The organism is Isoalcanivorax pacificus W11-5 (genome assembly GCF_000299335.2).
Classification (GTDB): Bacteria; Pseudomonadota; Gammaproteobacteria; order Pseudomonadales; family Alcanivoracaceae; genus Isoalcanivorax; species Isoalcanivorax pacificus.
This window is the reverse complement of record NZ_CP004387.1, coordinates 385,818-408,499: the sequence shown is the minus strand read 5'-3', so window position 1 is coordinate 408,499 and position 22,682 is coordinate 385,818. Positions and strand designations below refer to the sequence as shown.

General features: G+C 63.4%; 22 protein-coding genes. 12 read left to right on the top strand and 10 right to left on the bottom strand.

Annotated elements, in window-relative coordinates; translation table 11 throughout:
• Position 1: 1 nt before the first annotated feature.
• Together S7S_RS01955 and S7S_RS19785 are read right to left on the bottom strand one after the other, a co-directional pair.
• The gene (locus S7S_RS01955) at positions 2-454 is read right to left on the bottom strand and encodes a DUF4440 domain-containing protein (protein ID WP_041025895.1); all 453 of its coding nucleotides are present in this window, start codon (positions 452-454) and stop codon (positions 2-4) included.
• 10 nt (positions 455-464) lie between these two features.
• Positions 465-1,475, bottom strand: a complete 1,011-nt coding sequence (locus S7S_RS19785; protein WP_041025894.1) for a putative solute-binding protein — start codon at positions 1,473-1,475, stop codon at positions 465-467.
• Positions 1,476-1,553: 78 nt separating this feature from the next.
• Between S7S_RS19785 and S7S_RS19780 the strand changes: the two genes are divergently transcribed.
• The 5 genes from S7S_RS19780 to S7S_RS19485 all read left to right on the top strand — a co-directional run bounded on the left by S7S_RS19780 (position 1,554) and on the right by S7S_RS19485 (position 6,483).
• Positions 1,554-2,168 carry a TetR/AcrR family transcriptional regulator gene (locus S7S_RS19780; RefSeq protein WP_052269193.1) on the top strand — a complete coding sequence of 205 codons (615 nt, stop codon included), beginning with the start codon at positions 1,554-1,556 and terminating at the stop codon, positions 2,166-2,168.
• Positions 2,169-2,290: 122 nt separating this feature from the next.
• Positions 2,291-2,680, top strand: coding sequence for a hypothetical protein (locus S7S_RS01940; protein WP_041025893.1), 390 nt, complete (start codon positions 2,291-2,293; stop codon positions 2,678-2,680).
• 76 nt (positions 2,681-2,756) lie between these two features.
• The gene (secD, locus tag S7S_RS01935) at positions 2,757-5,300 is read left to right on the top strand and encodes a protein translocase subunit SecD (protein WP_052269192.1); all 2,544 of its coding nucleotides are present in this window, start codon (positions 2,757-2,759) and stop codon (positions 5,298-5,300) included.
• 64 nt (positions 5,301-5,364) lie between these two features.
• Entirely contained in the window at positions 5,365-5,910 is a 546-nt protein-coding gene (locus tag S7S_RS01930) for a TIGR00645 family protein (protein ID WP_144401562.1), read from the top strand.
• Positions 5,911-6,027: 117 nt separating this feature from the next.
• Positions 6,028-6,483 (top strand): hypothetical protein, encoded by a 456-nt coding sequence (locus tag S7S_RS19485; RefSeq protein WP_144401561.1) that lies wholly within the window; start codon positions 6,028-6,030, stop codon positions 6,481-6,483.
• A 64-nt stretch (positions 6,484-6,547) separates the two neighbouring features.
• On the opposite strand, the gene leuA is transcribed toward S7S_RS19485, so the two are convergent.
• A complete protein-coding gene (leuA, locus tag S7S_RS01925) occupies positions 6,548-8,227 on the bottom strand; it encodes a 2-isopropylmalate synthase (RefSeq protein WP_041026060.1) in 1,680 nt (559 codons plus the stop codon).
• 289 nt (positions 8,228-8,516) lie between these two features.
• Here leuA and S7S_RS01920 point away from each other — a divergent pair, with 289 nt between their 5' ends.
• Entirely contained in the window at positions 8,517-9,002 is a 486-nt protein-coding gene (locus S7S_RS01920) for an Lrp/AsnC family transcriptional regulator (protein ID WP_041025892.1), read from the top strand.
• A 6-nt stretch (positions 9,003-9,008) separates the two neighbouring features.
• Here S7S_RS01920 and S7S_RS01915 read toward each other — a convergent pair whose 3' ends face one another.
• Positions 9,009-9,398, bottom strand: a complete 390-nt coding sequence (locus tag S7S_RS01915; RefSeq protein WP_008736537.1) for a hypothetical protein — start codon at positions 9,396-9,398, stop codon at positions 9,009-9,011.
• Positions 9,399-9,558: 160 nt separating this feature from the next.
• Here S7S_RS01915 and S7S_RS01910 point away from each other — a divergent pair, with 160 nt between their 5' ends.
• Together S7S_RS01910 and S7S_RS01905 are read left to right on the top strand one after the other, a co-directional pair.
• Positions 9,559-11,541, top strand: a complete 1,983-nt coding sequence (locus tag S7S_RS01910; protein ID WP_082027602.1) for a TonB-dependent receptor plug domain-containing protein — start codon at positions 9,559-9,561, stop codon at positions 11,539-11,541.
• Between the two features lie 67 nt (positions 11,542-11,608).
• Entirely contained in the window at positions 11,609-12,841 is a 1,233-nt protein-coding gene (locus S7S_RS01905) for an HmuY family protein (protein WP_041025891.1), read from the top strand.
• 35 nt (positions 12,842-12,876) lie between these two features.
• Here the strand turns inward: S7S_RS01905 and S7S_RS01900 are convergent, their stop codons facing one another.
• The 4 genes from S7S_RS01900 to S7S_RS01885 all read right to left on the bottom strand — a co-directional run bounded on the left by S7S_RS01900 (position 12,877) and on the right by S7S_RS01885 (position 16,500).
• On the bottom strand, positions 12,877-13,338 hold the full coding sequence (locus S7S_RS01900; RefSeq protein ID WP_238582924.1) for a DUF411 domain-containing protein: 462 nt from the start codon (positions 13,336-13,338) through the stop codon (positions 12,877-12,879).
• A 22-nt stretch (positions 13,339-13,360) separates the two neighbouring features.
• Positions 13,361-14,707, bottom strand: a complete 1,347-nt coding sequence (locus S7S_RS01895) for a multicopper oxidase family protein (RefSeq protein ID WP_052269190.1) — start codon at positions 14,705-14,707, stop codon at positions 13,361-13,363.
• On the bottom strand, positions 14,707-16,101 hold the full coding sequence (locus tag S7S_RS01890; protein ID WP_144401560.1) for a TolC family protein: 1,395 nt from the start codon (positions 16,099-16,101) through the stop codon (positions 14,707-14,709). The genes S7S_RS01895 and S7S_RS01890 overlap by 1 nt, the downstream gene beginning before the upstream one ends.
• A 69-nt stretch (positions 16,102-16,170) precedes the next feature.
• Complete coding sequence (locus S7S_RS01885) at positions 16,171-16,500, bottom strand: hypothetical protein (RefSeq protein WP_008736521.1); 330 nt, start codon at positions 16,498-16,500, stop codon at positions 16,171-16,173.
• 105 nt (positions 16,501-16,605) lie between these two features.
• On the opposite strand from S7S_RS01885, the gene S7S_RS01880 reads away from it, so the two are divergent.
• On the top strand, positions 16,606-19,074 hold the full coding sequence (locus S7S_RS01880; RefSeq protein ID WP_041025890.1) for a heavy metal translocating P-type ATPase: 2,469 nt from the start codon (positions 16,606-16,608) through the stop codon (positions 19,072-19,074).
• Positions 19,075-19,084: 10 nt separating this feature from the next.
• Positions 19,085-19,474, top strand: a complete 390-nt coding sequence (gene cueR / locus S7S_RS01875) for a Cu(I)-responsive transcriptional regulator (protein WP_008736504.1) — start codon at positions 19,085-19,087, stop codon at positions 19,472-19,474.
• Here cueR and S7S_RS01870 read toward each other — a convergent pair.
• Positions 19,469-21,241: an SLC13 family permease gene (locus S7S_RS01870; protein WP_041025889.1), complete on the bottom strand. Its 1,773-nt coding sequence runs from the start codon at positions 21,239-21,241 to the stop codon at positions 19,469-19,471. The two genes, cueR and S7S_RS01870, sit on opposite strands and share 6 nt — an antisense overlap.
• 123 nt (positions 21,242-21,364) lie before the next feature.
• On the opposite strand from S7S_RS01870, the gene S7S_RS01865 reads away from it, so the two are divergent.
• Complete coding sequence (locus S7S_RS01865) at positions 21,365-21,832, top strand: flavodoxin family protein (protein WP_144401559.1); 468 nt, start codon at positions 21,365-21,367, stop codon at positions 21,830-21,832.
• On the opposite strand, the gene S7S_RS18695 is transcribed toward S7S_RS01865, so the two are convergent.
• On the bottom strand, positions 21,826-22,335 hold the full coding sequence (locus tag S7S_RS18695) for an SDR family NAD(P)-dependent oxidoreductase (RefSeq protein WP_008736496.1): 510 nt from the start codon (positions 22,333-22,335) through the stop codon (positions 21,826-21,828). The two genes, S7S_RS01865 and S7S_RS18695, sit on opposite strands and share 7 nt — an antisense overlap.
• Before the next feature lie 174 nt (positions 22,336-22,509).
• Here S7S_RS18695 and S7S_RS19775 point away from each other — a divergent pair, with 174 nt between their 5' ends.
• Complete coding sequence (locus S7S_RS19775) at positions 22,510-22,680, top strand: hypothetical protein (RefSeq protein ID WP_169745543.1); 171 nt, start codon at positions 22,510-22,512, stop codon at positions 22,678-22,680.
• Positions 22,681-22,682 lie beyond the last annotated feature (2 nt).

Here is a 22,682-nt window from a genome sequence, read left to right as displayed (position 1 = left end):
CTCACCACAAGCGACTGCTGCTATGCAGATCGACGATCTGGAGGACACCGTTGCGATGGTCCAGCACCATGGTCATCACGTCCCGTTGCCCGCCCTCTACACCGAACAACTGCCGTTGCTCGGTTTGCGTGACGGTGATCGTTAGCGTGCCGTCCTCTGAATCCGCATACTGCGGCCTGCTGAACGTGTAAGCCTGCTCACTGGCGAAGCGCCACAGCGCAAATATCTGCTGGAGAAAACGTGCACGCGTGAGGGTAAAGCGCTGGGACGGCCCGCCCGCCTCTTCCAGGTCTATCCGGATGCGTACATCGTCGGCAAACAGGGCTTTCAATGCGTCGTGAGACCGCGTCTCCAGCGCGGCCTGGTACTCGGCCAGAAAACGCACCGCCTCCTGGCGGGCCATCGCCGCGCTGGCCGGCCAGGGCAGCAGCGAAACGCCCAGCATCACGATCATCAGCCATCCGTTATTCCCGCGCATCACTGCACTCCGCATTCTCCGGGGCATGCGCACAGCGCACCCGTTTCATCAGTTGCATCATCTGCCGGTCGTAATGGCCCGCGTCGGTGAGCGCTATGCGCGATTCCTGCAACAGCAGTTGGTAGCGTTCAGCGTCACTGTCCGGTGGCGGAAAGAAGAACAACATCTCGTTCTCTGACGCGATCACCACCTTCAAGGCCGGATCAAACAGTGCCAGAAAATACTGCCGCGCCCAGTGACCGAACCCTTCCGGGAAACGCTGGTGCCGGATCACCAGCTGGAACGTGAGTTGCGCCACCGGCATATCCACGACCACGCCATGTGCCCCGACACCGCGATACAGCTCGAGCGCCATATAAGCGATGGCCGGCGCGGCGATCACATCGACCACGCCATTGTTGAATTTGCCGGAAAAGTTGGACACATCAGACAGCACCGGCTGCGCACCGATACGCTGTGCCATCATCAACTGGGCGGCATCATGCTCAAACACCGCCAGGCGTTTCCCGGCGATCTTTTCCACGCTGTTGATGCGGCGGTCGTTGAGAAAAATATAGGCCGCACCCAGCGGCATGATCCCGGCCACTTCGTAAGGGCCCTGCCGCATTCTGGGCGCCAATTCCGGCCGGGCCAGCAAGGTAATCAAAGTCCGCAGGGCGTCGTAATCCGGCAGGCCGCCAATGGCGTCGATACTGCCCGCAAACGGATTGAACGCGCGGGCGCGGATGCCGGTCAGCAGCGCGGCATCGCACTGGTCCGCCTTGAAATCTTCCGCCGCGATGCGTTCGTCCACCAGCACCCTCGGCGTCAACGTCACGCCCTGAGTCTGGGCTGCCACCGCAAAATCACGCATCTGCCCGAACAGTTCGCCCTGTGTCCCCTGCACGCTGAAGACGCACAGCGAACGGGCCGGGCTGTCGGCCAGTGCCGCCGCGCAGGCCAGTGCGCCAAGCCATCCAGCGATCAGGGCAACGCAGATTCGGGCCGTGTAGCACATGGGGTAACCGCCATTCCGTTGGTGCCAATGATGTCTATGTGTACAATGCAAACATCAAGCTATCGCCGGATGTATGCAATGTCAACATTGGACAAGAGCGCCACACCCTCCCGCCCCGCCAAAGCGGATGGCTACCACCACGGCAACCTCGGCGTCGCGCTGGTAGAAGCCGGCATGGACCTGCTGGAACAAGGGGACAGCGCCGACTTCAGCCTCCGCGAAGCAGCACGCCGGGTGGGGGTGACGGTCAACGCCTGTTATCGGCATTACGCCAATAAGGACGCCCTGATGGCGGCCATCTCCGCAGAAGGGTTCCGCCGGTTTGCCGCAGCCCTCCGGCAGGGCGCGGAAAAAGGCGACACCCCGCGGCAGAGGCTGCTGGGCAGCGGCCTTGCCTATGTGGCCTTCGCCCGGCAACACCCGGCCCTGTTTCGTCTCATGTTCGGTGCCTTCAGTGCCACACAACGTGGCGACGAGCTCGTGGCGGCCTCCCAGCAGGCTTATGCCGTGCTGAAAACCGGTATCGCCACGGCGCTGGGGAAAGATATTGATTCACCAGAGGTCACCACCGGCGCATTGCGAGCCTGGAGCATGGCCCATGGCCTGAGTTTCCTGGTGCTGGACGGGCAATTGAATGCCCAGGCCCAGACCGTGGAGCAGATCGTTCATCAGGTGCTGGGCAGTTGGGAATAGGCCCATCCCGATGTCCGGCAGGCCCGCCCAGCCCCTGCAACCGGCTTTTTAACGAAAAGCCGATTGCGGTATCCGGGCCCCGGCCCTAGCATCACCTTTCCTGCCACCATCACTGGCCCGTCATGCAGCGCCCTGTTTCCTCTCCGCATTCCACCACCCGGCCAGGTCACTGGCTGGCGGCGCTGGTATTGCTGCTGTGCGCGACGCTGACCAACCAGTGGCCGGCGCAGTGGGGCGCGGCATTGCCCGATGCCGACGGTCCCCGCAGTGAACAGCACCACCAGAGCGCCGGCACCGCGCTGCTGCGCGCCACGCTGTCCTTCTGGCAAGCCAGCGATGAGCACGGCGGAGACGGCGGCGCAGAACCGGCCCCGCTGGCCTTTATCACCGCCCTGCTGCCCACACCACGCCCGGTTATCCGGCTGCGCCCGCAGCCCGTGGCCGCCGCCCATAACGCCCAGGCGCTGGGCAAGGGCCCGCGCCATCCGCACGCCCCACCTGTTCTGTCCTGATCCCTGCTGAATCCGGCCCGGCAGCGCCACGCAAGGCGTGTCCGGTCCGTCCGCACACCCGACAGAGACAGACGCAATGCAAACGAATTTCCGTACCCGCGCGGTGGTGTATGCCATCGTGATCCTGCTCGGCCTGCTGGCCGCACTGCCAAATGTGCTGCCCCAGCGCACACTGGAGAAATTGCCCGACTGGTATGCCGCCAGCCACCTCACCCTTGGCCTGGACCTGCGCGGTGGCTCGCACCTGCTGCTGGAAGTCGACACCGACGATCTGGTCAATGAGCGCACACTGCAACTGGGCGAAACGCTGGGCCGCCTGCTGCACGAGGAAGGCATCCGTGCCAGCCAGCCGTCACCAGTGGATACTGGCGTGCGGCTGATCATTCGCGACCCGGCGCAACTGGAGAAAGCGAAAACCCTCGCCCATCAGGCGATTCGCGACGACAGCGAGGGCCGTGCCAGCCATTTCAGTGTCAGCACCGAGCGCAACGCACTGCTGCTGACGCCTAACGCCAACCTGCGCAACGTGCTGACCGATGACGCCGTGGAGCGCAGCCTGGAAGTGGTGCGCCGGCGCATGGACGAAACCGGCGTGGTGGAACCGCTGATCACCCGCCAGGGCAATACCGGCGTGCTGGTGCAACTGCCCGGCGTGGAAGATCCCGGCCGCATCAAGCAGTTGCTCGGCCGTACCGCACGGCTGACTTTCCATCTGGTCACCGATGGCCATGACGGCACCGCCACCCTCAACGTCCCGGGCGCCGCCGGCGAAACTTACACGCTGACCCGCACACCGCTGCTGGAAGGCGGCCACCTGACTGACGCGCGCATGGCGTTTGACCAGCGCACCGGCGAGCCGGTGGTGAATTTCAAACTGAACAAGCAGGGCGCAGAACGCTTCGGCCTTATTACCCGCGACAATGTGGGTCGGCCGTTCGCGGTGGTGCTCGACGGCAAGGTGATCACCGCGCCGGTGATCCGCACACCCATTACCGGCGGTGCCGGGCAGATCAGCGGCGGCTTCACCAGCACCGAAGCCACCGACCTGGCGCTGCTGCTGCGCGCCGGCGCCCTGCCCGCGCCGCTGCATGTGGTGGAAGAGCGCACCGTCGGCCCGGAGCTGGGCGGCGATTCGATCCGCATGGGCCTCACCACCGGGCTGATCGGTGCCGCCCTGGTGCTGGCGTTCATGTTCGGGGTGTATCGCCGCTGGGGCCTGATCGCCAATACCGCGCTGGTGATCAATATCGGGCTGGTGATCGGTATCCTCGGGGCGCTCGGTGCCACCTTGACGCTGCCCGGCATCGCCGGCCTGATCCTCACCGTCGGCATGGCGGTGGATGCCAACATTCTGATCAACGAACGCATCCGCGAGGAAACCCGACGCGGCAAGAGCGCAGCCGCCGCCCTGCAGGCCGGCTTTGATCGCGCCTACAGCACCATCCTGGATTCCAACATCACCACGCTGATTGCCGTGGGCCTGCTGTTCAGCTTCGGCTCCGGCCCGGTGCGCGGCTTTGCCGTGACCATGGCCGTGGGCCTGCTGGTGTCGCTGTTCACCGCCGTGGCCTTTACCCGGCTGGTGATGGAATGGCGGGTACGCCACCTGCGGCGGCAACCGCTGGTGATTCCCGGCCTGGGCTTTATCGACCGTTTCACCGGCGGCGAGCCGATCCGTTTCATGAACGTGCGCGCCATGGGGCTGGTGCTGTCTGCGGTGCTGTCGCTGGCATCCATCGGCCTGCTGTTCAAACCCGGCCTCACCGAAGGCATTGATTTCCGCGGCGGCACCGCCGTGGAAGTGCAGACCGGCAGCAGCACCCCGATCGAATCCCTGCGCAGCACCCTGCAACAGGGCGAGGGGCTGCACGACGTCTCGATCCAGCAGTTCGGGCATGACGGTCACTTTTTAGTGCGCCTGCCAGCCGCACCGGATGCCGCCACCACCAGTGCCCAGGTGGATGAAGTGCGCGATGCCGTGCGCGCGCTGGCGCCGGATGCAACCTTCCCGCGCGTGGACGTGGTCGGCCCGAGTGTCAGCAGCCAGTTTATCGAAGGCAGTATTCTTGCCGTGCTGCTGGCCGGCGCCGGCATGTTCTTCTACCTGCGCTTCCGCTTTGAGCCCTGGTTCGCCATCGGTGCCATGGCCACGCTGGCCCTGGACCTGACCAAGACGCTGGGCTTCTTCGCCCTCACCGGCATCGAGTTCAACCTCACCGCCATCGCCGCGCTGCTGACACTGATCGGCTACTCGGTGAACGACAAGGTGGTGGTGTTCGACCGCATGCGCGAAAACCAGCGTCTGCATCCGGACATGCCGATGCGCGAGCTGATCAACCGCAGCCTGACGTCGACCCTGACGCGGACACTGTTCACCTCCATCACCACCTTCCTGGCGATCCTGCCGATGGGCCTTGCCGGCGGCGATGCGGTCGCCAGCTTCGCGCTACCCTTGCTGTTCGGCATTGTGGTGGGCACCAGTTCATCCATCTTTATCGCCGCACCGATGGTGCTGATCCTCGGCAGCCGGATGATGCGCAAGCGCGCCGAGGACGAGGCACGCAAGGCCAGCCTGCCGGCGGCGGAACGGGCGTTCATGGCGGACCCGGACCGGCCGTGATCCGGGTTGCAGCGGGGCATAAAAGCGGTAGATTATGCCCCGCCGCCATTCCCCGGAGCCCGAGATGAAAAACCTGGAACACCGCCTGGAAGCCATGATCTTCGCCAGCCGCTGGCTGCTGGCCCCGTTCTTCGTCGGCCTGATCTTCGCCATCCTGGTGTTGCTGGCCAAATTCGCCAAGGAACTGTTCTCACTGGTCACGGACGTCTTCGCGCCGACCGGGCATGACGCCGTGATTTCCATCCTGACCCTGGTGGACACGGCCCTGATCGCCAGCCTGCTGCTGATCATCATCTTCAGCGGTTACGAGAACTTCGTCTCCAAGATCGGCGTCGGCGACCACGAAGACCGCCCGGCCTGGATGGGCAAAGTCGGTTTCTCCGACCTGAAGATCAAACTGATTGGCGCCATTGTGGCGATTTCGGCGGTGGAATTGTTGAAGGCCTTTCTGACCAGCACGCAATACACCAATGAACAACTGGCGTGGAAAGTGGCCATTCACTTCACTTTCGTGATGTCCGGTGTGCTGTTCGCTGTGACCGACTGGATCGTGGAAGGGCGCAAGAGCAAGGCCGAGCAGGCGAAAAAATCAAAGACCTATAATGTGTGATAGTGGCAATATATATTGCCACGCCGCCTCCGGCGTGCAGGCAAGCTAAAAGCTGCTTTTCAGATCGGCGTCTTGATCAAGATTCCGAGCAGGCCAAGGATGGAGCTTCGATAACAAATGGAGCTTGTTGAAATGAATAGCGGCCTGAAGAAAAAATACATACTCCCAGGGATATTCACCCTGGCACTATCAGCACACACCTACGCGGACACAGCGACCGGCCCCGCCATCGTTGTCGTGCCGCCACTCCCTCCAATAAACTGCACGCTGACCATTGAATTTGATTTCAGTGTCCCACCCCCAGCTTATTCACTGCACATCTACTCAGCACTCTTCTTTGGTGCGCCAACCTGCAGTTTTGTTTCAACATCCAGCTTTCCATGGTATGGCTCTGTCTCCACCAGCGCCTGGCCAGAACCGTTCAATATATTCACGACGTTCAGCGCGGCATCCAGCAGTTGTGGAGGTTATGCAAACTACGAAGTGGACCCTTCGGCGGGAACTATTTCAATCAATGGCGCACTTCCCTGCTCCAGCGGTCCCGGGGAGATTTACGCTGATCTGACGTACTAAAGCCTGTATCACGCCCACAAAAAAGGGAGCCTTGCGTGGCTCCCTTTTTCATAGCGCGCAAAGATCAACCCGCTTTGGACAGCGCCTTTTCCACAGCCTCGACACGCCCCACGGCCGACAGCACCGCCTGCAACGCCGCCGAGGTGGTGTCATCCGCCAGCGCCGCCGCGCTGCTGAACGACTCACCAACACGTACCCGCACACAGGCCATGGCGCGCGCATCAGTGCCTTCGTTCAGGGCAAACTCGTCGAAGCCTTCCACGGCGATATCCTGCCCGGAACGGCGCTTGATTGCGGCCACCAGCGCTTCGACACCGCCACGTCCTTCACCGGCCAGCACGGTCGCGGCTCCTTTTTCGTCACCAATGCTGATGCGGGCATGCACCACATCGCTTTCACGATTGAGTTCGTAGGCGCGCAATTGCCAGCCCGCCGGTGTGTTCAGGTACTGTTCGTTGAACAGCGCATGAATCTGCGCACCGTCCACCTCGCCTTCCTGCTGCTCGGCCTGCGCCTGCACCACGCGTGAAAACTCGATCTGCAACCAGCGCGGCAGCGTGATGCCGAAGTCACGCTCAAGCACGTGCAATACACCGCCCTTGCCGGATTGCGAGTTGATCCGCACCACTTCCTCGTAACGGCGGCCAAGATCACGCGGGTCGATCGGCAGGTAGGCAATTTCCCATACATCACCGTCTTTATAAGTGCTGAGGCACTTGCGGATCGCATCCTGGTGGCTGCCCGAGAACGCTGTAAACACCAGCTCGCCGGCATACGGGTGGCGCGGGTGCGTGCTGATTTCCGTGACCGATTCCACCGTCTCTGCGATCTCGCGGATGTTGGAGAAATCCAGTTGCGGATCAATGCCCTGGCTGTACAGGTTCATCGCCATGGTGACGATGTCCATGTTGCCGGTGCGCTCACCGTTGCCCATCAAGGTGCCTTCCACGCGGTCCGCGCCGGCCATTACACCCAGCTCCGCAGCGGCCACGCCACAACCACGGTCGTTGTGGGTGTGCAGGGAAATCTGGATGTGCTCGCGGTGATGGAGGTTGTCGTTCATCCACTCGATCATGTCGGCGTAGACGTTCGGCGTGCTCACTTCCACCGTGGCCGGCAAATTGATGATCACCGGCTGGCCGTTTTGCGGCTGCCATACATTGATCACCGCGTTCACCACGTCGGCCGCCACATCAAGTTCGGTCCCAGTGAAGCTCTCCGGCGAATACTGGAATACCCACTCGGTTTCCGGCGCCTGGGCGGCATGATGCTTCACTTGCTGCGCCCCGTTCACGGCGATGTCGCGGATACCCGCCACGTCCAGCCGGAATACTTTTTCGCGCTGCACGCGGGAGGTGGAGTTGTACAGGTGCACGACGGCCCGGCGGGCGCCTTTCAGGGACTCGAAGGTGCGTGCAATCAACTCGTCACGGGACTGGGTCAGCACCTGGATGGTCACATCCTCGGGCACCATGTCCTCTTCGATCAGCTTGCGCACGAAATCGAAATCAGGCTGGGAGGCGGCCGGGAAACCCACTTCGATTTCCTTGAAACCTACTTTGACCAGCAACTGGAACAGGCGCGTCTTCTGCGCCACGGTCATCGGCTTGACTAGCGCCTGGTTACCGTCACGCAGGTCGACCGCACACCAGACCGGCGCGCGTTCGATAACCTGATCCGGCCAGCGCCGCTGCGGGCGGGCTACCGGGGTGAAGGGACGGTACTTGCGATGGTCAAACGCCATGATCTTCTTCTCCACGAAAGTGCGTTTTCAGAATCAGGAAACGGGCCGTGTGGCCCGTCCGTCGAGGTGCGTTGCACCGGATGTTCCCGCCGTGCGCTGGTGGCGCCGTGGCCGCTCCCGGGTGGGGAGGCTGTCTGACGGCCCGGTCCGGGCTTGTGGCCCCTGGGGTGCCGCCGACAGAAACCAGTCTAGGCGCGAGGCAGCGCAATGTGTTTGCTTAAATCGGGTGATTTCCGGCCTTCACGCTGATAAATTGCTCACTAACGCAATTATAAGGTGATTTATTGCCATGAGACAGGAAAGCCTGAAACTGGATCGCTTCGATCAACGCATTCTGGCTGCTTTGCAGCGCGACGGCAGCCTCAGCAACCAGCAGCTTGCCGAGGAGGTGGGGCTGTCCCCGTCCCCCTGTTCACGCCGGGTACAGAAACTGGAGGAAGCCGGCGTGATCCGTGGCCGCGCCGTGCTGCTCAACCCGAAGGCACTGGGGCTGGACCTGACCGTGCTGGTGCAGATCAGCATGGACCGCCACACGCCGGAGCGCTTCGAGCACTTCGAAACCACCGTGGCGGGCTATGAGGAGGTGCAGTGGTGCTACCTGATCACCGGCCAGTCAGCCGATTATCTGCTCAAGGTGATCGTGCCGGACATGGACCACTACCAGCAGTTCCTGCTCAACAAGATCACCCGGATCGAAGGGGTCAGCGGGGTGCATTCCAGCTTTGTGATGCGCAAGGTGGTGGATTCCACCGCCGTGCCGCTGGGCTATCTGTAACGGCGCTCAAGCATCATCCTCATCGGCCGCCGCCAGCGCAGCGGCCTTGCGCTCGGCGTCCAACTGCAACTCGCGCAGCCGCATCGTCGCCTGGAAGTTCATCATCACGATACCGATCAGCCCCACCACTGGCACCACCATGGAAAACACCAGCAGGATCAGCGCCCACACCCAGCCGCGCAGCGCGTAGGCCAGCATCACCATGAACACCACGGCGGCAAAGCCGGTGGACATCATCACCGTGAACAGATAGCGCACCGCCCCCTCCGATAACGCCAGGTGGCCGTACTGCACGGCACCGAGCACCAGGGCCAGCACCAGGCTGATCACCACCATGATCCACATCGCCTTGCGGCGCAGGCGGATGATCTGTTGCAGACGCTGGTTTTCATTCATGACGGAAGGCTCCGGAAAGGGCGGGCACGGGAGGGCGCCATGATAGCGGGGCCCGCCGGGAAATGCCGCATTCCGGATCCAGCAAATGGCAATCATTGCTTTTTATGTATAGGAATCATTATCATTCGCAAAAATATACACAACGCCCGGACCCAAACCCATGTCCCGTTACACCCCACTGCCCCTGCTCCCGGCCCTGCTTGCCCTGTCCCTGCCGGCAGGCGCGGCCGACAGCGGGCAGTTGGCGCCGATCGTGGTGACCGCTACCCGCACCGCGAAAACCCTGGATGACACCCCGATTCGCACCGAGTTGGTCAGCCGTGACGAAATCAACCGCACGCACGCGCGTAACCTGAAGGAAGCACTGCAGAACATCCCCGGCCTGCAACTGCGGGAAATCCATGGCAAATCCGGTTATGAGGTCTCCCTCCAGGGCCTCACCAGTGACCAGGTACTGGTGTTGATCGACGGCCTGCCGATCTCGGCCAGCACCAGTTCCACCGTGGATCTCAGCCAGTACTCCCTGGCCGACGTCGAGCATATCGAAGTCATCAAGGGCGCCGCCTCGGCCCAGTACGGCAGCTCGGCCATGGGGGGGGTGATCAACGTCATCACGCGCCGCCCCGCCGAAGGCTTCGGCGGGCGCGTGACGCTGGATGCCGGCAGTTACGGGCGCCAGAACCTGTCCGGCGATACGCTGGATATCGCCAGCAAACATGGCCAGCTCAATCTTCACGGCGCCCAGGGCGCCTGGCGCTATCGCCTCGGCGCGGACCGTCAGGACAGCGACGGCTTCACCACTGACCCGGACGCCTGGAGCCAGCAGGGCGATGCCGTACTGCGCGACCAGTTCAACGGCTATCTCGCCTGGCAGCCGCAGGCCGGAAAGGGCATCTGGTTCGATGGCAGCCGCTATCGTGAAGAAGCCGAACAACGCTACACCGTCATCGCACCGCCCAATCTCGTCCCCCAGCGCAAAACCGAAATCATCGATCGCGACCGCCTGACCGCCGGCGCCGACTGGCACCATGCCAACGGCCTGGGCTGGCAGGTGAAAGCGCTCAACGAACAGTACGACAGTCACTCGACGTCACGCTCGAACAATGTGCTGACCACCGACCGCACCGCTGAACTGGAAACGGATCACCTGAGCGCACAGCTTGACCTGCCCATGTGGCGCAACCAGCTCTGGCAGGTGGGTACCGATCTCCATCGCGAGGCATTGCAGCAATACGTGAACGGCGCCTCGGAGCTGGACGGTGGTGAAGTGACCCGCGACAGCCAGGAGCTGTTCGTGCAGAACGACATCCTGTTCAGCGATATGCTCGAACTGGTGCTCGGCGTGCGCTATCAGGACGATTCCGATTTCGGTGGCCACACCGCGCCGAAAGCGGCGCTGCGGCTGGATTATCTCAATGGCTACGATTGGCGCGGCACGTTGCGGGCCAGCGTCGGCCAGGGCTATCGGGTGCCGAACCTGAAAGAACGGCATTTCCGTTTTGATCACAGCAGCATCGGCTACATGGTGATCGGCAATCCGAACCTGGCACCGGAATCCTCCACCAGCTGGCAACTGGGCACCACGCTGCAGTTCCGCAATCGCATGACGGTCGATATCAACGGTTTCTACAACCGCGTCAAGGACCTGATCCAGACCGATGAAGACAACGGCACCAATGTTCGCGGCATCATGGTCTACACCTACGACAACATTTCCCGTGCCGAAACCCTGGGCATCGAAAGCAGCATCGCCCTGCAGCTGTCGCGCCGTTTTTCTACCCGGCTCGCCTACACCTGGACCGACACCGAGAACCTGGATACCGGCGAGACGCTGACACGCCGTCCCGAACACATGGCCGTGCTGTCGCTGGACCTGACCTTGCCCTCGGAGACCACTGCCATCTCCCTGCGCGGCCGCTACCAGAGCCGCGAACTGATCAGCACCGACCGCAACGCCTGGTCCCCCGAATGGACCACCGTGGACCTGACAGTAAACCAGGACGTCACGCCTTCGCTGCGCGTGTTCGCCGGCATCAACAACCTGTTCGATACCCAGCGCGATTTCAGCGACGCCGACGATTTCGGCCCGCTGGCTGGCCGCTTCGGTTACCTCGGCGTGCGCTATCAGTGGGGTGCTCAATAGGGCATTCACGCACGCCTTTTTTATCTGCACGAAAAGATGGAGTTCACTCATGAAGGGGAAACAACCCATGCTGCATAACGCAGCCCTGATCAGTAGCGGCACCTTGTTGGCACTGGTATTGACTGCCTGCGGTGGTGGTGGCGGCAGCAGTAACAACGGCGGCGGTGGCGGCGATACCGACACCTCGCAATTCACCGCCAGCGCCACCTGGACGTTCGACCTGCCGGGCGCGGGCCAGGATGCCTGCTACGATTTCGACAACGCTCTCCAGACCGCCGATTGCAGCAGCACCGATTGGGATCTGATGGTGCGCAGCAGCGGCCTCACCGCCACCTTCTGGACCAACTCCGGCACCACCAACGCCGCCGGCCAGGGCGGCGCCCTCAACGGCCCGTTCGACTACACCTGGGCCGACCTGCAAACCTGGGTCACCGGCCTGACCGATGGCGACGGCAACACCATCCCGGAATCGGTCTATTCTGCCGATGCCAACAATGGCGCCTTCGTCGGCAGCAATGCGATCCAGTCCGCCGCATTCGAATACGGCATCGGCGGCGGCCACTCCCTGTACCCCAATTACCGCGTCTTCCTGATCACGACCGACAGCAGTGACGACAGTACCGAAAGCACCACTGACACCAAGGTGTTTGCGCTGCAGATCACGGGTTACTACGGCGGCGCCACCGGCACCACGTCCGGCTATCCGTCGTTCCGCTGGATCGAACGCACCGACGGCGCCTCCGTGCAGACAGACACCGTCAATGCCACCACAGCCTGGGTGTATTACGATCTGGAAAACGCCACCGTGGTGGACGTTCCCGATGCCAACAACTGGCACATCGCCTTCAACCGTTACAACATCATGCTCAACGGCGGCCAGTCAGGCGACGGCAGCGTCGCCGGTTTTGTCGGCAAAACGCCGGCCGGCTTTTATGACGCCGAGGGCAATGTGGTGGAAAGCACCTTCACCTCCGCCGCCCCCGCCGACACACTGGCCGACCTGACGGCGGCCGACATGGCCACGCCGGCAGACGCCGGCGACTGGATCATCGACGATGTGCGCTCACGTCTGAATGCAGACGCCGAGGGAACCTATCCGATGCTGGACTACGGCTGGTACACCTATAACGGCACCGTGCATATGCTCAGCGCAAACCCGGACAACGGCGCATTTATCCGATCCGGCACCGGCGACAGCTACGCGCGTTTCCATCTGACCGACATCACCTACGCGGACGGAAATAACCCGGGCAGCCAGCAGACCTGGACTATCGAATTTGACGTCCAGCCCGCACAGTAAACCAACCGAAAGAGCGGCCCTCGGGCCGCTCTTTTTCAATGCTGCGACGGATGATGCTCAAACACAGACACCCGTCCATCCTCTTTCAGCAGCAACACATCATACGGATCGCTGCGTCCCGGCATTTCCATCCCCGGTGACCCCACCGGCATTCCCGGCACCAGCAGGCCACGCCCGGCCTCCGGTTTTTCTGCCAGCAATCGCTTCACATCGTCCGCCGGTACATGGCCTTCAAGCAGATAACCGCCGACCGTGGCGGTATGGCAGGAGGCATACGCCGCCGGCACACCCAAGCCTACTTTGACGTCATGCATTTCCGGCGTGACGTTATCCGTTACCGTGAAGCCTTCTTCGCGCATATGCGCAATCCAGGCGCCGCAGCAACCGCAACTCGGGCTGCGCCACACTTCTACTTCCGGTAGCGCCTCTGCCTGCACCACTGGCGCGATCAAAAACAGGCTGCACAGCAGCGCGACAAACCCTTTTGCTTTCCACATGGACCTTCTCCTCATTGTCAGTTCAATGATGCGCATGCCGATCCGGCACAGGCAATGATGCCGCGTTGTCACTGAGCGGCGTGCCGCGACGCACAGGCGCGCCATAGTTGGCATCGGCACTGACACGGCGGGCCACCGTGCCCGATGGATGCGCATACCAGCCCGGATCGCGATAGTCGCCCGGCGCCAGGTCGTCACGCACTTTCACCAGCGTGAACATGCCGCCCATGCCGATGTTGCCGAACGGCCCTTTGCCCATCATCATCGCCAGCGTATTGTCCGGCCCGCGCATGTGACCGCTGTCGGTATGCTGCTGGTGTTCCTTCATGCCGTGTTGCCCCATCGCCATATAGCCCGGCAACAGCGTGCGGATTTCTGCCTCGATACCGGACTGGTCCACGCCAAGCGTGTTGGGAATCTCGTGCCCCATGGCATTCATGGTGTGATGCGCCATGTGGCAGTGGAACGCCCAGTCACCCGGCACAGCGATAAACTCAATATCGCGCATCTGCCCGACACCGACGATTTCCGTCACCTCGTTGCGCCACTGCGCAGCCGGCCAGCGGCCGCCGTCACTGCCGGTCACCTGGAACTGCACGCCGTGCATATGTATCGGGTGATTCCACATCGACAGGTTACCGATGCGTACCCGCACCCGCTCGCCAGTGCGCGCCACCAGCGGCTCGATAGCTGGGAACACCTTCGAGTTCATGGTCCACAGATCAAAATCCGTCATCACGGAGGGATCAGGCCGTGACGTGCCGGGATGTAGCGCCCAGTTGTGCAGCAGCAACGCGTAGTCGCGATCGACCGGTTCAGGTTCACCGTCTTTCGGGTGGATGATGAACAGCCCCATCATACCCATCGCCATCTGTACCATTTCATCCGCATGCGGATGGTACATATGCGTGCCATGCTGGCGCAGGGTGAACTCGTAGGCGAAGGTTTCGCCCGGCATGATCAGTGGCTGCGTGACGCCGGCAACCCCATCCATACCGGCTGGCAGCAGCAGTCCGTGCCAGTGAATGGTGGTCGGCTCCGGCAGGCGATTGGTGACCAGGATACGCACCCGGTCGCCTTCCACCGCTTCCAGTGTCGGGCCTGGCGTGGTGCCGTTGTAGCCCCAGCATTTCGCCCGCGAGCCCGGCGCGAATTCATGTTCGATTTCTTCGGCGACGAGGTGGAATTCCTTTACGCCCCCGTTCATCTGCCAGGGTAATGTCCACCCATTCAGCGTACGCACCGGCGTGTAACCCTGCCGACGAGGTGCCGTGTGTTCAGCATGGTGCGAATCAGCAGCCACCGCACGGCTCATGGCACTGGCCGACAGCGCCGCACCCGCGGTCATCAGAAAATCGCGACGTTTCATCAGTGATGTGCTCCGTGTTCGTGGTCCATCGGTGCAGCGGTGTCAAATTCCAGCGTGCCCATGCTCATCAGCGGCAGCCCGCTGCCTACCGTCTGCGACAGGGCGGTCCGCACCTGCCAGTATTCGCCCAGCGTTGCTACTTGTTCGCGCCGCGCCGTCAGTTCAGCCTGCTTGTCTGCGAGCAGATCGAACACGCCATCCAGCATGAAATTGACCCGCTCCTGGCGATGCTCGACCACCGCTGCCAGCGCCGGTAGCAAGGTGCCGCGGTGTACGGTGAAGGCTTCCCTGGTCAGCATCAGTGATGCGTGCAGCGCGCGCACCCGGTGGCGCAGTTGTTGCGTCAGTTGCTGCTCGCGCGCCAGCGCCGTGCGCTGCTGCGCTTCGGCCCGCTGCACCCCCGCCTGGTTGCGATGAAACAGGGGCAGGCTGAAGGACAGGCTTGGGCCGGTCTTGCGAGTACCATCGCCTTCGCGCTCATGCTCCACCCCCAGTTCCAGCTCACCCAGCCAGCGGTAGCGGCGTGCCAGCGTCAGGTTGTCGGCGAACAGCGCACTGTCCAGTTGCAGCACCTGCAAATCCAGACGCCGCGACAGGGCCATGTCCGTCAGGTCCGCCACCGAGGGCTCGTGATGCGACGGCAGCGGCAAGGCGGCTGGCACCGACCATTCTGCTTCCGGCGGCGCGTCCATCAGTTCACCCAGTGTCGCGCGGGCGTTGTCACGCCGCTGGCGCTGGCGCAACAAGGTCAATTGCGCCTCGGCCGCATCGCGCTGCAAGGTGGCGAGTTCAATCGCAGGTAAATTGCCCGCGCTGGCAAACCGCTGCGCCAGTTCGGCACGCAACTGCGCCGCGCGCGTGACCTGCCTCTGTACCGCCAGCGTCTGCTCTGCCGTAAGCAGCGCAAACCAGGCCGCTTCGGTCTCCACTGCCAGTTGCTGCACGGCACTGCTGATACGCAGCGCGGCCTGCTGGTACTGGTCGTCGGCCATACGCATCCGCGCGGGCCGCAATAACAGGCCGGCGAAGCCCTGGGCGATACCGACCCCGGTGTCATGGCTGCCACCACCATGCGGATACATCAGCGACAGCGACAGACGCGGGTTATCAAGTTGCCCGGCGGCCATGACATCGGCGGCGGCGATATCCAGTTGCTGATATTCCGCAACAACGGAAGGGTGGCGCGTCAGCGCGAGCCGCACCGCCTGCTCACGGCTCAACTCGCCCGCCACGGGCAGGCTTTCGCCCTGGGGAGACGGCACGTCACGGGCCGCCAGGTACTCATCTATGCGGGCCGCGCCATCGTCGGGCGGGCGACCGGCACAGGCCACCATCAATATCGGCAGTATCAGCAGTGTCGGCCACCGCAAGGCGCCGACGGGAAAACGGGACATCAACACGGGATGCTCCTTGTCCAGACAACACAGCACTCACGCCACCACACAGGCAGCGCACCAGCAGGTTCAGCTCAACAAGGTTCGGGGCGGCCGCAGTAACAGCTCGGGCAGGGGCGCGGGCATCTGACCGGCCGCCAGGGACGCAGCGGGCATGGCGGGCAACGACGCCTCCAGGCAAGCAGGCGCCGGAGGAAGCATCGTCGCGGCAAGACAGAGGTTCACGCACAGCACATCGCAACAGCCTGCCGTCTCCACCTGTTCAGGCATGGCGTGATGGTGATGATGGTGCGCCTGGGCAACCGGCTCATCCACCACCGTCGCGCAACCGGCATGCGCCAGCGCCGCGACAGGCGCGGTACAGATCAGCAGCAGGCTCAACAGTAAACGCAACAGCATCCGGTGCTCCGGTGGACAGGGGAACCAATTGGACGAAGTATTGACCTTACCATCATGGGAAGGTCAAGGATGGCGACATGCCATACCCCTAACCGGAGAATTTCCATGCCCGATGACACCCTCAGCTCCCCGCTTCAGCACACCCGGCTGCATGTGGAAGGGATGCACTGCGCCTCCTGTGTCGGCCAGATCGAGGCCGCCCTGAAAAAAGTCCCCGGTGTGCGGGAAGCACGCGTGAACCTGGCTACTGAAACCGCCGAGGTCAATGCGCAGGACACCGTGCTCCCGGCGCAGTTGATCCAGGCCATCACAGACGCCGGCTACACCGTGCCGGCCGAACAGCTGACGCTGAATATCGAGGGGATGCATTGCGCGTCCTGCGTGGGCCGCGTACAGCAGGCACTGGAGGCCGTGCCCGGTGTGCTTGAGGCAAGCGTCAACCTGGCCACCGAACAGGCCAGCGTGTCACTGGTCAGCGGCACAGACCCGGAGACCTTGCGCAAGGCGCTCGCCGCCGTCGGCTACAGGACAGCCGCCCCGGCGCAGACCGGCACCACGGACCGGGACGCTCGGCGCGAGCAGGCGCAACGCAGTCTCAACCGTGATTTCTGGCTGGCGCTGGTGCTGACCCTGCCGGTGTTCGTCATGGAGATGGGCGGCCACCTGTTCCCGCCGTTTCATATCTGGCTGATGATGCAACTCGGCCACGACACCAGCAACCTGATCCAGTTCGTGCTCACCACCCTGGTGCTGGTCGGCCCCGGCCGCCGTTTCTTCGCGCAGGGCGTCCCGGCGCTGCTGCGGCTTGCCCCGGACATGAACTCGCTGGTGGTGGTCGGCACCACCGCCGCCTGGGGTTATTCGGTGGTGGCCACGTTTGTGCCGCACTGGCTGCCGCGTGGCACTGACAATGTGTACTTCGAAGCCGCAGCGGTGATCGTGACGCTGATCCTGCTCGGTCGTTATCTGGAAGCACGGGCGCGGGGACGCACCAGCGATGCGATCCGCCATCTGGTCGGCCTGCGCCCGCGCACGGCACGGGTGCGGCGCGACGGCACCTTTCAGGATGTGCCGCTGGAAGCCATCCAGGCGGGCGATGAACTGCTGGTGCGTCCCGGCGAAAAAATCGCGGTGGATGGCGAAGTGATCGAAGGCCGTTCGCATATCGACGAATCCATGCTCAGCGGCGAAGCAGAACCGGTGGCGCGCAGTGTCGGCGACGAAGTGATCGGCGGCACACTCAACACACACGGTACCCTCACCTACCGCGCCACGCGCGTTGGCAGCGACACCGTGCTCGCCCAGATCATCAGCATGGTGGAAACCGCGCAGGGCGCACGCCTGCCGATCCAGGCGCTGGTGGACAAGGTCACCATGTGGTTCGTGCCGGCCGTCATCGGCCTGGCACTGCTCACCTTTATCGTGTGGTTGGTGTTTGGCCCTGAACCGGCCCTGTCGATGGCACTGGTGAACGCGGTGGCGGTGCTGATCATCGCCTGCCCGTGCGCCATGGGGCTGGCCACGCCGACCTCGATCATGGTCGCCACCGGCCGCGCCGCCAGCCTCGGCATTCTGTTGCGGCGTGGCGAAGCATTGCAGGCGCTGCGTGACACCACCCTTATCGCATTCGACAAGACCGGCACGCTCACCGAAGGCAAACCGTCGCTGACCGATCTGCACCCGGCGCCCGGCTTCGAGAAAGACTCACTGTTGCGATGGATCGCCGCCGCAGAACAAGCTTCCGAACATCCCAGCGCGCAGGCGCTGGTACGTGCCGCTGAAGCACAGCAGATGTCGTTGCCGTCCGCCGAACAGTTCGAGGCCCGTGCCGGGTACGGCGTCACTGCCGTGGTCGAAGGCCGGCGCATCGCCATCGGCAACGCGCGTTTAATGGAGATCCTGCACATTTCAGTCAGCAGTATGCAGGCAGACGCCAACACCCTGGCGGAAGCAGGCAAGTCGCCCTTGTTCGCCGCCGTGGACGATCAACTGGCCGGCGTGCTGGCCGTGGCGGACACGCTCAAGCCCAGCGCAAGCGCGGCCATCCAGGCGCTGCACGCGCAACATATCGAAGTGGTGATGATTACCGGCGACAACCAGCGCACCGCCGACGCCATTGCCCGGCAGGCCGGTATTGATCGCGTGTTCGCGGAGGTCCTGCCCGGCGGCAAGGTCGAGGCGCTGAAGACGCTGCGCCGGCAGGGCGGCCGCATCGCGTTTGTCGGCGACGGCATCAACGACGCGCCAGCGCTGGCGGAAGCCGATGTGGGCATTGCCATCGGCACCGGCACCGATGTCGCCATCGACAGCGCCGATGCGGTGCTGATGTCCGGCGACCTGATGGGCGTGCCACGCGCCGTGGCGCTGTCGCACGCCACGTTGCGCAATATCCGCCAGAACCTGTTCTGGGCTTTCGCCTACAACGGCGCGCTGATCCCGGTTGCCGCCGGCGTGCTGTACCCGGCGTTTCATCTGCTGTTGTCACCGATGTTTGCCGCCGGCGCCATGGCCCTGTCCAGCGTGTTCGTACTCAGCAATGCCCTGCGCCTGCGGCGCTTCAAGCCTGTTTTGTAAGGAGAGCATTATGAATATCGGCGAGGCAGCGAAAGCCTCCGGCATTTCCGCCAAGATGATTCGTTATTACGAATCCACGGGGCTGATCACACCGGCCAGCCGCTCCGCGTCCGGCTACCGGCATTACACTGACGATGACCTGAACATGCTGCATTTTATCCGGCGCGGTCGTGACCTGGGGTTTTCTATGGCGCATATTGGCGAGCTGCTGAATCTGTGGCGCGACCAGCAGCGCGCCAGCGGCGATGTGAAGCGCATCGCCGAGCAACATATCGACGACCTCAACCAGCGCATCCGCGATCTTCAGGCGATGGTGGCAACCCTCTCGCAACTGGCGCAGGCGTGCCAGGGCGACGGTCGGCCCAACTGTCCGATCATCGATGCACTGGGGCATTCATGACAGCGGCCAGAACCAGGCGATGGCGGGCACCGACACCAGCACGATCAACACGCTCAGCGGCAAGCCGAGCCGCCAGTAATCGTTGAACCGGTAACCGCCCGGCCCCATCACCAGCGTGTTAGACTGATGGCCTATGGGGGTGAGAAACGCCGATGACGCGCCCACCGCCACCGCCATCAGGAATGCATCGGCACTGACTTCCAGTTGCCGTGCCACGACAAACGCAATCGGCGCCATGATCAGGGCGGTGGCCGCATTATTCACCACGTTCGACAACGCCATGGTGGCCACCATCACCAGCGTCAGAATCCACAGTGGCGACAGGTCACCGGCCACCTGCACAATCGCATTGGCGATCATGTCCGTGGTGCCGGTTTCCTGCAGCGCCTGCCCCACCGCCATCATGCCGCCGAGCAACACCAGCACCGGCCAGTCGATATCGCGATACATTTCGCGCGCCGGCAACAGGCCAATCACCACATAGGCCACCACCGCCATCAGCAGAGCAATGGAAATCGGCACCCAGGTGGCGCCCAGCACCAGCGCGCCAATGAACACCGCCAGGCCGGTCAGCGCACGCATCGGCCGGTTCAGGCGAATGTCTCTCTCCGCCAGCGGCAACAGCCCCAGATCGGCAATGCTGTCGTCCAGTGTGTCCGGCTCGCCCTGCAACATCAGCACGTCACCGGCGCGAAACTGCTGGTCACGCAACCGCGAACGCATCGAGGCCCCGGCGCGGGCCATCGCCACCAGGCTCACCGTGTGGCCGGTACGCCGGCGCAGATAGGCGCTGTCGCGCCCTGCCAGTACCGAACGCGGCGGCACCGTGACTTCGACCAGCCGCAGGGCTTCCGGCTTGATGTTTTCCAGGCCGCTGAGTTTGCTCGCCACGAGTTCCAGGCTGTGTTTTTCAATCAAGGGGCGCAGCGACTCCGGGTCCGTGCGGATGATCAGCAGGTCCCCCTCTTCCAGCCGGCGCCAGGCGTGCGGATGCTGGTACTCATCGCGGCCGCGCACCAGCCCCACCACCATGACGTCGTCACCGAGCTGTGTACCTGCCCCACCAATCTGTTCACCGACCAATGGACTGTCCGGCATCACCCGCACTTCACAGATATAACCGTCGATTTCCACATGGCTGCTCTTTGCGCTGCCGATTCCCCGCGGCAGAAAGCGCCAGCCGATCAGCGAAACGAACAGCACACCGATCACGGCCACCAGCCCGCCCACGGGCAGGAAATCGAACATGGCAAACGCATCACCGGTGCGGTCGGCGCGATAGGTCGCAATGATGATGTTCGGCGGTGTGCCGATCAGCGTGGCCAACCCGCCGAGAATGGAGCCGAAGGCCAGCGGCATCAGCAACAGGCCGGGCGGCCGCTCACGTTTCGCCGCCGACGCCAGCGCCACCGGCAGCATCAGCGCCAGCGCGCCGACGTTGTTCATGAATGCCGAGGCCAGCGCCACCGCCAGAGACAGCGAGGCAATATGCAGCGTGCGCGAACGCGTCAACGGCATGATGCGCGCCGTCAGCAGGTCCACCGTGCCGGCGTTGCTCAATGCGCGCGAAATGGTCAGCACCGCCGCCACCGTAATCACCGCATCATGGCCAAAGCCGGCCAGCGCCTCCTGCGCCGGCACCCAGCCGGCCAGCACCACCGCCAGCATTGCCATCAGCGCCACCACGTCATAACGCCAGCGCCCCCAGACAAACAGCACCAGCACAACCAGCAGCAGCGCCAGCATGGCGTAGTGGGTGAACTCCATGGCCTCGTCCTTCCCGCGACACAGCAGCACTCAGCATGCCCACTTGCCTGGCCGGGGTCGAGACGGCGGCGGATTCATTTTACACTGGCCGCACAGCACGTTTGCGCGCCCACCGGAGCCACCATGCCCGCACGCCAGCTACTGATCGTTGCCCACGCCCCCTCGCCCAACACCCGCAAGCTGGTGGACGCGGTGTTGCGTGGCGCACGGCATGAAGACATCGACAACGTGGAAACCCGCTGGCTGCCACCACTGGAAGCAGGGCCGGATGACGTGCGCCGCGCCGATGGCATCGTCCTCGGCACCACGGAAAACCTCGGCTACATGAGCGGCGCACTGAAGGACTTCTTTGACCGCAGTTACTATCCCGTGCTGGAAGAAAAACAGGGCCTGCCCTGTGCGGTGTATATTCGCGCAGGCCATGACGGGACGGGTACACGGCGCGCGCTGGAGAGCATTCTCACCGGCCTGCGCTGGCGTCTGGTGCAGGACATCCTGCTGTGTCGGGGCGACTGGCAGGACAGCTTCGTCGAACAGTGCGAGGAACTCGGCCTGGCCATGGCGGCGGGCCTGGATGCCGGTATCTACTGAAGGGCCTGCGGTGCGGGCAATACCGCGCGCGCCAGCACGCCAGCCGGTAACGGCTGCGTCGCATGATCAGGCACCCAGGCCGCAGCGGCGGCGCCCGGTGTCGGCACCACGGTCAGCAGGCCGGACGTTCTCACCAAGGCCTCGCGGATCACACCCAGCAGCGCATTCACATGCTGGCGCCGGGCATCCGGTGACATCCGCACCAGCATCCGCTGACCACTGCGGCCCGCCCGCTGCACCAGCACATCCAGCCGCCCGAAAATTTCCCGCACCACGCTGAACAGTGTGGTCATGTCATCGCGCTGCCGTGCGTCGGCGCGCAGGGCCACCGCCTGGCCACCGGCATGGATAATCTCATCCACCAGTGTCTCGGCGCTGACGCGGCACTCGGCGTAGCCCACCACCACCGCAGCGCCTTCAGCTGCCAGTGCCCGCACCATTTGCACGCCGACGTCGGACGTGCCATCCACCACGACCATCACCTTGCCTTTCAGGGACTTCACGGTACTGCTCCTTCACTGACGCTGCGCAAGAAGACCACTGCTGCGACCCGGATGCAATGCGCGATGTTCCGGCAGGCGTAAAATTTCACGAACCCGCAACAAACATTCCACAGCAGTCACCAGCGAAAGAAGAGTCTAGTATGGACAAAGACGTGAACCTGTCAGGAGACTGTCATGCCCGCCTCCATCGCCCTGCTGCTTTCGCTGGCCACCGCCGGCCTGTTGCTGCTGAACATCGGCTACCACAAACGCCAGCAGAACAGCGGCCTGACCATGCTGACGCTGGGCGTGATCTGCATGACGACCCTGATCGGCTATGGGGTGTATGTTGCCCTGCATGGTTAAAG

Bases quoted from the DNA above. Each gene is read 5' to 3' on its own strand.
- S7S_RS19785 (WP_041025894.1), bottom strand. From the start codon at position 1,475: ATGTGCTACACGGCCCGAATCTGCGTTGCCCTGATCGCTGGATGGCTT.
- S7S_RS01865 (WP_144401559.1), top strand. From the start codon at position 21,365: ATGCCCGCACGCCAGCTACTGATCGTTGCCCACGCCCCCTCGCCCAAC.
- S7S_RS01955 (WP_041025895.1), bottom strand. From the start codon at position 454: ATGATCGTGATGCTGGGCGTTTCGCTGCTGCCCTGGCCGGCCAGCGCG.
- S7S_RS01890 (WP_144401560.1), bottom strand. From the start codon at position 16,101: ATGTCCCGTTTTCCCGTCGGCGCCTTGCGGTGGCCGACACTGCTGATA.
- cueR (WP_008736504.1), top strand. From the start codon at position 19,085: ATGAATATCGGCGAGGCAGCGAAAGCCTCCGGCATTTCCGCCAAGATG.
- S7S_RS01880 (WP_041025890.1), top strand. From the start codon at position 16,606: ATGCCCGATGACACCCTCAGCTCCCCGCTTCAGCACACCCGGCTGCAT.
- S7S_RS01920 (WP_041025892.1), top strand. From the start codon at position 8,517: ATGAGACAGGAAAGCCTGAAACTGGATCGCTTCGATCAACGCATTCTG.
- S7S_RS01910 (WP_082027602.1), top strand. From the start codon at position 9,559: ATGTCCCGTTACACCCCACTGCCCCTGCTCCCGGCCCTGCTTGCCCTG.
- S7S_RS01900 (WP_238582924.1), bottom strand. From the start codon at position 13,338: ATGTGGAAAGCAAAAGGGTTTGTCGCGCTGCTGTGCAGCCTGTTTTTG.
- S7S_RS01905 (WP_041025891.1), top strand. From the start codon at position 11,609: ATGCTGCATAACGCAGCCCTGATCAGTAGCGGCACCTTGTTGGCACTG.
- leuA (WP_041026060.1), bottom strand. From the start codon at position 8,227: ATGGCGTTTGACCATCGCAAGTACCGTCCCTTCACCCCGGTAGCCCGC.
- S7S_RS01885 (WP_008736521.1), bottom strand. From the start codon at position 16,500: ATGCTGTTGCGTTTACTGTTGAGCCTGCTGCTGATCTGTACCGCGCCT.
- S7S_RS01915 (WP_008736537.1), bottom strand. From the start codon at position 9,398: ATGAATGAAAACCAGCGTCTGCAACAGATCATCCGCCTGCGCCGCAAG.
- S7S_RS01870 (WP_041025889.1), bottom strand. From the start codon at position 21,241: ATGGAGTTCACCCACTACGCCATGCTGGCGCTGCTGCTGGTTGTGCTG.
- S7S_RS01930 (WP_144401562.1), top strand. From the start codon at position 5,365: ATGAAAAACCTGGAACACCGCCTGGAAGCCATGATCTTCGCCAGCCGC.
- S7S_RS01940 (WP_041025893.1), top strand. From the start codon at position 2,291: ATGCAGCGCCCTGTTTCCTCTCCGCATTCCACCACCCGGCCAGGTCAC.
- S7S_RS01895 (WP_052269190.1), bottom strand. From the start codon at position 14,707: ATGAAACGTCGCGATTTTCTGATGACCGCGGGTGCGGCGCTGTCGGCC.
- S7S_RS19485 (WP_144401561.1), top strand. From the start codon at position 6,028: ATGGAGCTTGTTGAAATGAATAGCGGCCTGAAGAAAAAATACATACTC.
- secD (WP_052269192.1), top strand. From the start codon at position 2,757: ATGCAAACGAATTTCCGTACCCGCGCGGTGGTGTATGCCATCGTGATC.
- S7S_RS19775 (WP_169745543.1), top strand. From the start codon at position 22,510: ATGCCCGCCTCCATCGCCCTGCTGCTTTCGCTGGCCACCGCCGGCCTG.
- S7S_RS19780 (WP_052269193.1), top strand. From the start codon at position 1,554: ATGTCAACATTGGACAAGAGCGCCACACCCTCCCGCCCCGCCAAAGCG.